The sequence below is a fragment of the Streptomyces sp. NPDC036984 genome (assembly GCF_055607665.1).
This window is the reverse complement of the sequence record NZ_JBVJRL010000003.1, coordinates 295,799-309,370: the sequence shown is the minus strand read 5'-3', so window position 1 is coordinate 309,370 and position 13,572 is coordinate 295,799. Positions and strand designations below refer to the sequence as shown.

The following is a 13,572-nucleotide window of genomic DNA, read 5'->3' as shown; positions in this document are numbered from 1 at the left end:
ACGCGCCGGCCTCCGTGCCCGTTCCCACAGCGCTGGCACTGCCCGAGCCCTTGAGTTTCGCTAAACAGCCCTGTTGCGATCGTGCCTTGATGGCCTGCGCAGCGGGGCGGTTGAGTGGTCGACACGTGATCCCGACCAGCGGAAACAGGGGAACCATGATGATGCGGGCGATCGGCCAGGACGTTTTCGGTGGTCCCGAAGTGTTGAAGATGGTCGAGGCGGTGCGGCCTCAGGCGGGGCCCGCCGAGGTGCTCGTGCGGGTGGTGGCGGCAGGGGTCAACCCGACCGACGCCTGGCACCGTTCCAGCGCCGGGCTGGCAGGTGGCGACGCCCCCATCAGTGTCGGGCGTGGTAGAGGCCGTCGGAGCGGGTGTCACGACCCTCGCACCCGGAGACGAGGTGTTCGGGATGCCACGCCATCCGCGGCCCGCGGGTGGCTACGCCGAATACGTCACCTCCCCGGCTCGGCATCTGGTGCGCAAGCCGTCCGAGCTCACCCATACCCAGGCCGCCGCCTTGCCCCTGGCCGGTCTCACGGCATGGCAGGCGCTGGTCGACACCGCCGATGTCCGCCCCGGACAGCGGGTGCTGATCCACGCCGCGGCGGGCGGAGTCGGGCATCTGGCCGTCCAGATCGCCAAGGCCCGCGGCGCCTACGTCATCGGCACCCGACCCGGCCGACTCACCTCACGTCTGCCTCCACAACCCGCCATCGGCCACCTGCACCGTGACCGGCACTCCCCCGCCCATGCCGTTTCGCCGGTCCGCTTGCTTCGCGGTCACGCTCTGAAGGACTGCCCGAGGTGGTCGGCGATCGTGGTGACGTGGGGCGGATCGATGAGGGAGAGGTGGTCGCCGTCGACGGGCACCACTTCGAGGCTCGGACACAAGGACGCCCAACCGAGGTCGGCTTCCGTCCTCGCATAGCGCGGGTCGAGCGCGGTGATGAGGCTGTTGGCCTGCCGGGCACGGTAGAGCACCACGTGGCCGTGGTAGGGGCGGGGCCGGTAGCGCTCGCCGACCCGGGCGTCGATGTAGGACGTCCGCTGGTGCTCCATGATCCCCGGGCTCATGTCGAGGCCGGACTCGGCCACCAGGCGCATCACGACGTCGATCTGTTCCTCCGTGGGGGTGACCGCCAGTTCCTCGTAGGGGAGTTCCACACGGTGGCCGTAGGTCTTCGCGATGTATTCGACGAAGCTGCCGAAGCGTTCGAGCAGCACCTGGGAGGAGTCCACGTCCGGCAGGGACGCGGGCAGGATGGTGTCGATGAGACCGAGGAAGTCGATGGTTTCCCCGGCGTCCGTCAGCTGCTGCGCCGTCTCGTACGCGAGGCCACCGCCGAAGGACCAGCCCAGGAGCCGATAGGGTCCCTGCGGCTGGAGCTCTTTGATCAGAGTGATGTAATGCGCGGCCTTCTCCTCCATGGTGCCGAGCGCGTCCACCCGTTCCATCCCGTACACGGCCTGGTCCGGCGGCAGGAGTTGGGCCAGGGGCTGGTAGACGGACGTGGGGCCGCCGCCCGGGTGGAAGGTGAACAGCGGAAGCCTGGGGGAGCCTGTTCGGGGCGGACGCAGGACATTCACCACGTGCTCGCCGGCCGGGTTGACGGCCGGGCGGATCAGTTCCGCGATGGCGGCGACGGTGCGCTGCTCGAGTACGTCGGGGGCGGCGAGGGCCAGCTGGACGCCGCCCAGACGGCGGCGGACGATGCCGACGAGCTCTTCGGCCGCGCGCTGGTTGCCACCGGCCGCGACGAAGTCGGCGCGGACGTCGGTGGGAGGCTGCCGCAGGACCTCCGTCCAGGCGCCGGCCACCAGCCGTTCGGCGGCATCGCGCGGCTGGATGGTGGACGGCAGCGTGACGGAGGGCGTGCCGGGTGGCGTGGTATGACCGGCCGCGTCGGCTTCGGCCGTGTCGGCGTCGGCTTCGGTTGTCTCGGCTGCGTCGAGCCGTGCCGGCGGTGCGGCTGTGTCGGCCTCCCCCCGTCGGAGTCCGAGTGTTCGCAGGACGGTGTCGCCGACGTCGCGGAGCGCGGCGCCGCGCAGCATGAGGTCCGGGGGCAGGTCGACGGCGAAGTCCTGCTGGACGGCGTTCCGGATGCGCACCGCCATCAGCGAGTCCAGGCCGAGCCGCGGCAACGGCACGGCTTCGTCGAGGCCCGATGCGCCGAAGCCCATGATGGCGGCGGCGCGGCAGGCCAGGCGCTGGAGCACCTTGTCCGCCGCTTCGGCACCGAGGGAGTCGATGCCGGCGGGGCCCCTCCAGTCCTCCGGGGACAGGTCGGCGGTTCGGAGGCTGTGGGAGAAGAAGGGAATGCCCGAAAGACCGGGGAATGCCTCCAGGAGGCGCGGGGCATCCAGATGGAGGACGCCGGTGTGCGTGCGGTTGTGGGCGACGAGTGTCTGCAGGGCATCCAGTCCCTCCTCCACGGTGAGGGAGTCCAGGCCCAGCACGCGATCGTCGGCGACGGCGCCGGCGTCACGCCAGGGGCCCCAGGCGATGGACGTGGCGGGCTTGCCCTCCGCCCTGCGACGCTGCGCCATCGCGTCCAGCCAGGCGTTGGCGGACGCGTGTGCGGCCTGCCCGGGCGAGCCGAGCAGGGCCGCCGCCGAACTGTAGAACACCCACCAGTCGATGTCGTGGTCAGCCAGGGCGGCCTCGAGGTTCAGCGCTCCGATGACCTTGGGCCGTAGCACGGTGTCGAGATCGGTGCTCTCCAGGTCGGTCATCATGCGGTCGTACAGCACGCCCGCGCAGTGGGCGACTCCGCGCAAGGTGTGTCCCTCGCTGACCGCGGCCAGCACCAGGCGCTCGGCGACGCCGGGATCGGTGATGTCTCCTCGCACCACGGTGACGGAGGTTCCGCAGGCGCCGAGCCGGGTGATGATCTCCTCGGCCTCGGGGGTGGGAGCCCGCCGGCCGTTGAGTACGAGACGGCCGGCCCCCTGTTCGGCGAGGCGGCGAGCCGTTTCGAGGCCGAGACCGGCGAGGCCGCCGGTGATGACGTAGGCGCCGTTGCCGCGGACGAACGGTGCCTCGTACTGCTGTCCCGACAGGTCGGCGGAGGTCAAACGGGCGACGAGGCGAGTCCCGGCCCTCCAGACGACCTCGTCCTCGGTGCTGTTGCCGAGCAGTTCCTGTACGAGGTTGTCGACGGCTTCCGGGTGGGTGTCGATGTCGAGCAGGCAGACCCGCAGGGCGGGCTCCTCGATGGCGAGGGTGCGCACCAGACCCCGCAGGCAGGCCAGGTCCGGCCGGCCGGGTTCCCCGGGCGCCGTGCAACGGGAACGCTCGGTCACCAGCCACAACCGGGGCGGCTGCACTCCGCCGGGGCGGGAGGCGAGGCGACGGGCGATCTGCGCGGCGGAGTGGAGAGCCGTCAGGTCATGCGTCCGGGCCGGGCTGGTGAGCAGCAGCACGACCGCCCTGGGCTCCTCCGGCGCGGTCTTCCGCAGCCATTGGCCGACCAGTTGCCCGGCGTCGGCCGCCACGAGGGCCTCGGTGGTGGCGGACACGTCCCGCGCCTGCAGCGCCGCGCCGAGGGCGGTGGCCAGGGTGCTGTCCGTGCCGGCTGCCGGCTCGTCGACGAGGAGCAGGGCGCTGGCGAGCCGGCCGGGGAGCGGAACGGGCGACTTCTGCCACTCGATCTCGTAGGTGAGTGCTTCCAGGGGCTTGGGAACGTCGTAACGCGAGGCCGGACCGAACTGCAGGCCTGTCGCAGTGATCCTCGATGGTGCCGCGCCGGCCACGACCGTCCAGCTCAGCCCCTGATCATCGCTTTGGGGAAAGGCCTGAACCGTGTAGGACGTGCCGATGTCGGTGAGGTTTTCGAGCCGCAGGCTCCGCACGAGGGCGGGGACGTTCTCGGTGCGGGCGTCGTCGGAGGTGGCGTCGCTCGCCGAGATGGCCGCGCCGCTCTCGGCCGGCGCGTACAACAGGGCGGTGAGGAGTTCCTCGTAGGAGCGCGGGCGGGGTTCCTCCGCCGTGGTGGGGCTCCAGTGCGTCACGACGGCGGGCGGGGTGTCGGGGGTCCCGTCCTTGAACGGCGCGAGGTCGGTGTGCATCCGTGCCGATGCGTAGCAGTGCCAGGTGCCGTCCGCGGACCGGGCGTTGACCGCGACGGCCGCGTGGGAGTCCATGGGCTCCCAGGTGAGGGTGACGGGTGTACTGCGGGCGAGCGGCAGCCACCGGTGAACGGCGAGCTCCTCGATGCGCAGGCCGTCGACACAGTCCCGCCCGTGGATGTCCTGCGCCGCCATGATCATGAGTGCGGCGGCTGCGGGCAGGTCCAGGACGGGCCGGCCGTGGAGGTGGCGTCCGGCGGCCCGTGCATCACCGGTGCCGAGGTCCGTCTGCCACAGGACGGCGCCCGAGCGGGGGTCGTCGATACGGCGGCCCAGCGCGGTGCGGGACGCACCGCCACCGGTTGCCGGGCCGCGGTGGCCGAACCAGTGGCGCTCGTGGCGCCAGACGGGGCTGGGCAGCGGGATCCGCCTGCCCCGGGGCCACAGGCGGTTCTCCTCCACCGGTACCCCGGCGAAGTGCAGCCGGGTCAGTGCCGTGCGCAGGTCGACTGCTTCGTCACCCTGCTTGCGCAGTGTGGGCAGGGCGAGGGCCGCGGAGGCGTTCGCCGCCGTCTGCAGGGTTTCGTCGAGGGGAATGAGGGCGATCGGGTGGGGCGAGACCTCCAGGAAGATTTCGTGGCCGTCGGCCGCGGCGGCGGCGACCGCCTGGTGCAGGCGTACGGGACGGCGCAGATTGGCGCACCAGTACGCGGCGTCCGCGGCCACGTCGGCTCGTGGGTCGTCGAGCACGGTGCTGTACCAGGCGATGCCGGCCGGATGCGGGCTCAGTCCGCCCAGGGTCTGCCGCACCTGGGGCAGGAGGTGGTCGACCGCGGGGGAATGCGCCGCTGCCCCGATGTCCAGAAGCCGCGCGAAACGGCCGTCGGTGGAGAGTGCGTCGACCAGCTGCCGCACGGTGTGTGCGGGTCCGGCGACCGTGCACCGGCGCGGGGAGGAGTCCACGGCGATCTCCACGCCGGGAAAGCGTGACAGAACCTCCGCGCGGTCCTCGTCGGCCAGCTCCACGGCGGCCATCGCGCCGGCGCCTTCGGTGTCCAGGGTGGCCAGTGCCGCCGACCGGCTGAGGATGACGTGCAGGCCGTCGGCCGGGTCGAGGGCTCCGGCGATGACGGCGGCGCTGACTTCTCCCATCGAGTGGCCGATGACGGCGGCAGGGTGCACGCCGTAGGCCTGCAGGGTGCGGGCCAGGGCGATGTGCATCCCGAACAGCGCGGGCTGGAGGTGCTCGAAGCCGCTTCCGGGGTCGAGCCGGCTGAACATGTCCCTCAGCGGGACGCCGGCCTGTTCCCGGTAAGCACAGTCCAGCTCGTCCACTGCGGCGGCGAAGAAGGGGTCGTCCTGGAGCAGGCGCAGACCCATGCCCTGCCACTGCGAGCCGTGGCCGGAGAGGACGAACACGGGGCGGCGGGTGCCGGACGAGCGGCCGGCGTGGTTGTCGGTGCAGGGCGGCAGGAGGCCGGGGACCTCCTCGCCCCTGGCCAGGGCGGCGAGCCGGGCGGCCGCCTCCTGGTGGGTGCGTGCGACGACGGCGGCACACGCCGGGCCCCTGCGGTGCCGGGCCAGAGTGTGCGCGAGGTCTTTCAACGCCGGCCCGTCGGAGGCCGCCGTCTGCCGGGCCAGGCCGGCCGCGACGTCGCCGATGCGCTGCGGAGAGCGGGCAGAGACGACCAGTGCGTGCGGGCCTTCCGCCCGGGCGTCGCCGCGTGCGGACAGGCCGCCGGCGGGTGGGCTCGCGGGTGCCTGTTCGAGGACGACGTGCGCGTTGGTGCCACCGAAGCCGAACGCCGAGACGCCGGCCCGCGGCGGGTGGCCTCGCCGGGGCCAGGCAGTGGGCTCCGTGACGACGCGCAGGCACAGCGCGCGGAAGTCGATGTGCGGGTTGGGCGTGTGGAAGTGCAGGCTGTGCGGGATGCGCCGATGGTGCAGTGCCAGGACCGTCTTGATCAGTCCGACGATGCCCGCGGCGCCTTCCAGGTGGCCCAGGTTGCTCTTCACGGAGCCGATCAGCAGGGGCTGGTCGGCCGGCCTGCCACGGCCGAGGACGGCCCCCAGGGAGGCTGCCTCCATGGGGTCCCCCAGCAGTGTCCCGGTGCCGTGTGCCTCGACGTAGTCGATGTCGGTGGCGTCGACCTGCGCGTTGCCGAGCGCACTGCGCAACAGACGCTCCTGAGCGGCGGGGTTGGGGGCCATCAGACCCGCCGAGCGGCCGTCGGAGTTGACGGCTGTGCCTTTGATGACGGCCAGGATCCGGTCGCCGTCGCGCTGGGCGTCGGCCAGTCGCTTCAGTACGACGACGCCACAGCCCTCGCCCCGGACGATGCCGTTCGCCGACGCGTCGAACGGCTTGCAGCGTCCGTCCGCGGCGAGTGCCCCCATCTGCCCCATCGACGCCATGACCACCGGTGAGAGCAGGACGTTGACGCCCGCCGCCAGGGCGGTGTCGCACTCGCCGCTGTCCAGGCTCCGGCATGCCTGGTGCACCGCCACCAGGGACGAGGAGCAGGCCGTGTCGATGGTCAGGCTCGGACCGTGCAGGTCGAACACGTAGGACAGCCGGTTGGCGATGATGCTGCCGGCGGCCCCGGTACTGGTCCACGGGGTCAGGCACGCGGGGTCCGCGGTGGTCAGCTGGCCGTATTCGACCGCGCTGATGCCGACGAACACCCCGGTGTCGCTGCCTTCGAGGCTGTAGGCAGGGCGTCCGGCATGGTCCAGCGCTTCGGAGGCGACTTCCAGCAGCAGGCGTTGCTGGGGGTCCATGACGTCGGCTTCGCGCGGGGTGATGCCGAAGTGGCCGGCGTCGAAGGCCGCGACGTCGTCGAGGAAGGCCCCGTGGCGGGTGGTCTGTTCCGCCGGCGCGCCGGGGGCGGTGGCGAAGTCCCGTCGGCGTCTGCCGGGGACGTGGCCGACGAGGTCGCTGCCCGACAGGAGACGCTTGAAGAACTCCTCGGGTCCGTTGACCCCACCAGGAAGGCGGCAGCCGACGCCGATCACGGCGATGGGGCAGAGCCCCGGGGCCGGTCCGTCGCCGTCTGCGCCGGTGGTGGTCGCAGTGATCTCGTGTGGGCCGCGGGGCGAGGCGTGCTCCCGGCGTTCCGGCCGGGCCTCCGGTGCGGGCTGCCGGGTCGTGCTGAGGTGCCGCACGAGTCGTTCGACGGTCGGCTGCTCCCACAGCAGGGTGGCGGGCAGGGGCCGGCCGAGTGCGCGTTCCAGACGTCCGGTCAGGCCGACGGCGGCACGGGAGCCGAGACCGAACTCCATCAGGGGGCGGCTGTCGTCGAGTTCTTCCTCGGTGATGCCGCAGGTCTCGGTGATGAGCGTGCGCAGCGTTGCCCGAAGTTCGTCAGCGCCGGCCGGGGCCTGCCCGGTCGCTGTGGCCGATGCCCTGTCTGGTTTCATCTCCCTCTCTCTGCCTGCACCCTGAGATGGTGCCGTCCGGCGGCGTTTCAGCTTCTGGCATCCGTGGTCCAGGCGCCGGCCAGGTACTGCTCGCGGCACGCCCCGCGGGCGACCTTGCCGCTGGTGGTGTGCGGCACGCTGCCGGGCGGCACCAGTAGGAAGTCGTGGACGGCGACGCCGTGCCGGCCGCTGACCGCCGCTCGCACCGCGTCCGTCACCTCATGCCGGCTGATGTCGCCGGTGCTCGCGTCACGGCGGTGCTCGGCCACGACTACGAGATGTTCGCCGTCGCCGGTGGCCACGGCGAAGGCGGCGATGTGGTGCGGGCGGATGACCGGATGGGCGCCCTGCACCGTTTCTTCGATGTCGTGCGGATAGTGGTTGGTCCCGTCGATGATCACCAGGTCTTTCAACCGGCCGGTCACATACAGCTGCTTTTCGTGCCACACACCGAGGTCTCCGGTACGCAGCCAGGGCCCGCCCTGCTCCTCGCCGTGGAGGACCGCGCGGAAGGTGGCCTCGCTCTGCTCGGGGCGGCTGAAGTAACCCCGTCCGGTGTTGGGGCCGCGCACCCAGATCTCACCGATGTGACCGTCTTCTCTGCGCCGGCACGTCGCAGGGTCGACGATCGCGACCTCCTGGCCGGTCGGCCGGCCGCACGCCACCAGTTCCACCGCCGCTGGCTGGTCGTCCATCTCCACGGGGCGGGCCATGCCCTGGCCGAGCGCCTCGCGGTCGACGGCGATGACGGTCGGTTCCTCGCCCGCGGGTGAGGCGGACACGAACACGGTCGCCTCGGCCAGCCCGTAGGAGGGGCGCATGATCGTGCGCAGCATGCCGGCCGAGGAGAAGGCGCTCTGGAACCGTTCGAGGGTGCCTGGTGTGATGGGTTCGCTGCCGTTGACCATGGCGGCGACCGAGCCCAGCGACAGTCCGGCACGCTCGTCGGCGTCCACCTGCCGGGCGCAGTACTCGTAGGCGAAGTTGGGCGCGGCGGTCAGGGCCCCGGTGTGCCGGCTGAGCAGGCGCAGCCAGCGCACCGGTTGCTGGATGAAGGCCAACGGGTCCATGAGGACCGAGGGAATGTTGCCGACGACCGGCAGCGCGATCGCCAGCACGAGACCCATGTCGTGGTAGAGCGGCAGCCACCCGACGGTGCAGTTGCGGCCTCGGCGGATGTCGTAGGCTTCGAGGGCCTGGCGGGCGTTGGCGCACACGTTGGCATGCGTGATCTCCACACCGGACGGAGTGCGGGTGGAGCCCGAGGTGTACTGCAGGTATGCGACGTCGTCGGGCTGCGGCGGGGTGAACCCGGCTTGCGCGTGCTCAGCCTCCTGGCCCAGCTCCCGCTCGGTGATGATGCGGCGACCGGAGGCGAGACCGTGCTGCGCGCAGAAGTCCGCGAGCAGCCGGCTCTGGGCTTCGACAGTGAGCAGCATCGTGGGGGCGGCGTCCCGGAGGACCGCGGCCAGCTTCTCCTTGTGCCCGGGCAGGGTCGGGGGGAACAGAGGGACCGCGATCGCTCCGGAACAAGCGGCGCCGAGGAAGCCCACCACGTATTCGAGACCCTGCGGCGCGACGATGGCCACCCTCTCGCCCTCCGCCACCAGCCGACGCATTCCGGTCGCAACGGTACGGACCCGCTCCTGAAGCTGCTGCCAGGTCAGCGAGGACACCGCTCCCTCGACGTGTGCGCTGTAGTCGACGAACGTGAAGGCGGTGTCGTCCGGTGTGAGAGCGGCGAAGTGGGCGAGATGGTGGCTGAGTGTATCTGTCACCGATGATGGCAGCACTGGCTCACCGAACCTTCTTTTTCAGCGTGCAGAAGCGGACGCGTCGGCAAGGGCCAGCAAAACACGCGGCAGTCGTCCTCCTATGTCGACACGCCAATACCACCGCCTGCGCTCACACCTCCTGGACCAGGAAAGGCTTAGGGTTCAGGTTCACGGCATACGGATACCGGTGAATGCCGTGGACAAGGACGGGAGGGCGGTGCTGACTTCGTGCTGAGTCGGCTGCGTCTTTGGAGCGTTATTACGGCCGTCGTCTGCTGCACTTTCCTCACGGCTTTGGACAACACCGTGGTGAATATCGCTCTGCCTCGGATCCGCGCCCAGCTGGACCTGACGGAGACCGATGTGAAATGGGTGGGGACGGCGTACCCGCTGGCGCTGGCCGGCTCTCTCCTGGGGGCCGGTCAGTTGACGGACGCCAGAGGGCGGCGCTGGGCCCTGCTCACCGGAGTGGCGGTGTTCACCGTGTCGTCGGTGTGCTGTGCGCTGTCGGCTACCGGGGGGACGCTCGTCCTCTTCCGGGCTCTGCAGGGCGTCGGGGCGGCCTTCGTCCTGCCGGCGTCCTTGGCGTTGACGGCGCAGGACCTGCCGCCCCGGGTGCGCACCGCCGCGTTCAGCGCGACGACCGCCGCTGCGGCCTGTGCCCTGGCTTTCGGGCCGGTTCTCTCCGGTGTGGTGACACAGCACCTGGGGTGGGAATGGCTTTTCCTCATGAACGCTCCGCTGGGGGTGTCCGCCTTCGTTGTCGGAGCCGTGGCCGTTCCCGGACCGTCCGGCCGCCGGAACCGTCCGGGCAGCGGGACCGCGGTCCCCGTACCGAACCACCAGATCGCCTTGGCCTGCATGGGTCTGGCTTGCTTCGTGTACTGCCTGATCGAGGGACCCGCTTACGGATTCACCAGGGCGCCCGTGGTCCTGTGCGGGGTGGTGGCGACGGCAAGCGTGGTCGCATTGGGCCGCGGCGAACTCGGCCGCCATCCGGCTCTGGGACAGCTCCTGCGGCAGCGACCCTACAGCGGCGGGCTTGTCACCCAGCTCCTGTGGGGCCTGGGAGTGAGCGGTGTCTATTTCTACACCTGCCAGTTTCTGCAGAGCGGTTTACGGCTGAGCCCCGTACAGGCGGGCCTGGCCTTCACTCCCGTGTTCTCGGCGCTCTTGTGCACAGCCCCGTTCGTCACCGCCATGGTCAGGCGGTGGGGGGAGGCCCGCGTCTGCGCGACGGGTCTGCTCCTGGTCGCCCTGGGGCTGCTGCTGGTTGCGCTGGGCAGTGAGCACGGCGGGCTGGCCGATCTGATTCCCGGCTTGGCGGCTGTCGGCGCGGGCTCTTCCCTTGCCATCCCCCTGACCACGCGGGCGCTGGCGTCCTCCCCCGGCCACCTCTCCGGCTTCGCGGCCGGCCTCTTCAGTGCCACACGCGAGTTGTCCGGCGTGTTCGGCATCGTGCTCGTGGGCGCGGTGGTGACGTTCGTGCAGCGCCTGTGCGCATCCCGGCAGTTCTCCCGCGCCGAAGCCTCCCTGGCCGGGTATCAAGCCGGGCTGTGCATCGCGGCGGCACTCGTCGGCGCGGGAGCCCCGGTCGCCGTATGGGCCCTGCGCCGCCCTCGCGTGGACGGCCCGCCTCACGTACCGCAGAGACCGCCGCCGAACGAGTCAATCTTATAATGGTCTGCAAAATCAAATACCGAACCTGACATCATGTCATGCGACGCTGCGTCTGAGTCTCCGCAGTAAGGGAAAACCCGTCCGACTTGCTAAGGCGGTCCTCAGCGCATGCCATTTGACTTCAGACAGAGCCTCGGCCAAGCGAAGCTGATCAGCTATTCCGTCCTCGGATCGCTGATCCTCGTCACAGTGCCGTTCGTTGCCGGGCCGACCGCGTCCGCCTCCGGTCCTATGGCCCCGGAGGACAGTGGCGCCCGGGTCACGGCCGTGAAGAGACTTGATGCCCGAACACTGGATCTCACCGTGTGGTCACCGGCCATGGGGCGCACGGTGCCTGTCCGTGTCATTCTTCCCAAGAGCTGGAGCAGCGAGCCGAGAGGGAGCCACCCCACGCTCTACATGCTCCACGGCGGGGAGGACGACTACACCTCGTGGACCCGCGAGACGGACATCGAGGACCTGGCTAAGGATGCCGAAGCGCTGATCGTGATGCCCGACGGCGGCAAGGACGGTCAGTATTCCGACTGGTACGTCGGCCAGCCGCGCTGGGAGACCTTTCACACCCGCGAACTGCCCCGTCTCATGGAACGGAAGCTCCGAGCGAATACCGCGCGGGCAGTCGTCGGCCTCTCCGTGGGCGGACTCGGTGCGCTCAACTATGCGGGCCGGCACCCGGGCATGTTCCGCTACGCGGCCAGCTTCAGCGGAATCGTCGACCTCGACGACCCAGCGACCCGCAGATTCCTCCGGGTCTACGACGCTTTACACGGCCACAAGCTGATCAGTGCCTGGGGTGACCCGACAGAACATCCGGACATCTGGCGGGCGCACAACCCGTCCGCCATGGTGACCGCCTACCGCGGCATGAAAGTCCACCTGTGCGTCGGGACCGGTGCTCTGGGTCCTCTGGACGCGGGCCGAGACGCCGTCTCGGCCATCGCGTCGACGTCAGAGAGCATTTTCACGCCGAGCCAGGAGCGGTTCGCCCAGGCACTGCGCGCCGCGGGTGTGGACGTCACGACGCACATCTACAACCCCGGGACGCACTCCTGGCCCTACTGGAGACGCGAACTGCACCTCATCTGGCCCACGGTGATGCACGAACTCGGACGCTAGAGAAGAACAAGCCGGTCCAGAACCCGGCAGGCCTCTGCCACGCCGTCCTCGGCGTTCAGCGCCCGGCTCAGTCGCCGGGCAGTCTCGGTGTACTCGCTGTTCCCGGCGACGGCGCGCAGCCGTTCAGCGAGAGCCGGGACCGTCAGGTGCCGGGCCGGAAGCGGTTTCGGGCCCGCGCCCAGACGGTGTACCCGCTCCGCCCAGTAGGGCTGGTCCCCGAAGAAGGGGCAGACCAGGGAGGGCACGCCGGCTCGCAGCGCCGCGGCAGTGGTGCCCGCGCCGCCGTGATGAACCACCGCCGCCATGCGCGGGAACAGCCAGCCGTGGGGGACGTCGTCGACCACGAGGACATCGTCGTCGCTGGTCGCGGAGTCCCCCGTCAGCACACCGCGCAGACCGGCGCGCCGGAGCGCCGCCCGTACGACGCGGCCGGTCACCCCGCCGTCACTGGTGCTCATGCTGCCGAAGCCCACGTAGACGGGCGGCGGCCCGCTCTCCAGGAAGGCGAGGAGGTCTGGCGACGGGGTCCAGGACGGCTCCTCATGGAACCAGTAACCGGTCAGATGGACATTCGATCCCCAGTCGCCAGGGCGGGGCACGACGACGGGGCTGAACGCACACAGCACGGGGGTGTCACGGGCGTGGCGAAAAGGGCCGAGAGGGGACATGGCAGGAAGGCCGAGCTCCTCGCACCGCCAGGTGTTGACCGCTGGACGTGATGCCAGCCAAAGGGCCAGGTCGACCGCGTAGAAACTCAGACGGTTGCCGAACGCGCCCAGGAAGCGCGCGGCGGGAAGGAAGGGGTGCGGGAATGCCCCGGAGGGCTGGCTCGGCTGGAAGTGGATGACCGCGTACGGGACCTCCAGATACTGACTCAAATGGAGGCCGAGAAAACTCAGACTGGGAGTCAGGAAGAGATCGGCTCCCTTGGCGCCCGTCTGCACCTCCGAGAGCATGCGGGCGATCAGCGGCCCCAGAATCCGGTGCATACCGCGAATGAATTTGACCGCGCTGCGTCCACCGGCCAGTAGTTCCTGGCCCTCGGGTGACGCGATGATCTCGGCGGGATCCAGCGAGAGCGCGTGGAAGTCCAGGCCTGCCTGCGCGACCATGCCGCGATACCGGTGGCTGGCCATCACCCGTACGGCATCACCCCGACGTCTCAGTCCTCGGCCCAGTGCCAGACACGGTTGGACGTCTCCCCGGGACCCTGCGGCAAAGATCACTACGGTCCGGCCCATATCCACCTCGGTATGTGAGCGGCAAAGCGCCACAGGATTACCCCGCAACAGCTCCGCCGTACCACCACCGTCCGGCTCCCCGCGTGTCGGGCGACCGCGGCCACATCCGGGCCCTCTACTCCGTCGACCCTCTCCCTGGAGGCGGCTTCGGCGACATGGTCCTCGGCAGGTGGCTGCGTCCGGGGAGCAGACTGGCGGACCCGGTCGGCCAGAGCCCGTTCGACAAGGCGGTGCCGGCGATCAGGTCGCTCGCGGTGTTCTGCTCCACGATGC

At 70.5% G+C, this 13,572-nt stretch carries 5 protein-coding genes and 1 pseudogene; 3 read left to right on the top strand and 3 right to left on the bottom strand.

Features of this window, described 5'->3' with window-relative positions; all coding sequences use genetic code 11:
* Nucleotides 1-161: 161 nt before the first annotated feature.
* A pseudogene (locus ACZ7DL_RS08105) lies at nucleotides 162-669 on the top strand (quinone oxidoreductase family protein); the annotation flags it as partial.
* Between the two features lie 110 nt (nucleotides 670-779).
* Here ACZ7DL_RS08105 and ACZ7DL_RS08100 read toward each other — a convergent pair.
* Both ACZ7DL_RS08100 and ACZ7DL_RS08095 read right to left on the bottom strand, forming a co-directional pair.
* Nucleotides 780-7,487: an SDR family NAD(P)-dependent oxidoreductase gene (locus tag ACZ7DL_RS08100; RefSeq protein WP_470772365.1), complete on the bottom strand. Its 6,708-nt coding sequence runs from the start codon at nucleotides 7,485-7,487 to the stop codon at nucleotides 780-782.
* A 47-nt stretch (nucleotides 7,488-7,534) separates the two neighbouring features.
* Nucleotides 7,535-9,265, bottom strand: a complete 1,731-nt coding sequence (locus ACZ7DL_RS08095) for a fatty acyl-AMP ligase (RefSeq protein ID WP_470772363.1) — start codon at nucleotides 9,263-9,265, stop codon at nucleotides 7,535-7,537.
* A 225-nt stretch (nucleotides 9,266-9,490) separates the two neighbouring features.
* On the opposite strand from ACZ7DL_RS08095, the gene ACZ7DL_RS08090 reads away from it, so the two are divergent.
* Both ACZ7DL_RS08090 and ACZ7DL_RS08085 read left to right on the top strand, forming a co-directional pair.
* Nucleotides 9,491-10,942 carry an MFS transporter gene (locus ACZ7DL_RS08090; RefSeq protein ID WP_470772361.1) on the top strand — a complete coding sequence of 484 codons (1,452 nt, stop codon included), beginning with the start codon at nucleotides 9,491-9,493 and terminating at the stop codon, nucleotides 10,940-10,942.
* Nucleotides 10,943-11,050: 108 nt separating this feature from the next.
* Entirely contained in the window at nucleotides 11,051-12,058 is a 1,008-nt protein-coding gene (locus ACZ7DL_RS08085) for an alpha/beta hydrolase (protein ID WP_470772359.1), read from the top strand.
* Here the strand turns inward: ACZ7DL_RS08085 and ACZ7DL_RS08080 are convergent.
* A complete protein-coding gene (locus ACZ7DL_RS08080) occupies nucleotides 12,055-13,299 on the bottom strand; it encodes a glycosyltransferase (RefSeq protein ID WP_470772357.1) in 1,245 nt (414 codons plus the stop codon). The two genes, ACZ7DL_RS08085 and ACZ7DL_RS08080, sit on opposite strands and share 4 nt — an antisense overlap.
* Between the last annotated feature and the right edge of the window lie 273 nt (nucleotides 13,300-13,572).

What these genes read in the sequence shown, in the direction of transcription:
- ACZ7DL_RS08085 (WP_470772359.1), top strand. Translation starts at nt 11,051, where the DNA reads ATGCCATTTGACTTCAGACAGAGCCTCGGCCAAGCGAAGCTGATCAGC.
- ACZ7DL_RS08100 (WP_470772365.1), bottom strand. Translation starts at nt 7,487, where the DNA reads ATGAAACCAGACAGGGCATCGGCCACAGCGACCGGGCAGGCCCCGGCC.
- ACZ7DL_RS08080 (WP_470772357.1), bottom strand. Translation starts at nt 13,299, where the DNA reads ATGGGCCGGACCGTAGTGATCTTTGCCGCAGGGTCCCGGGGAGACGTC.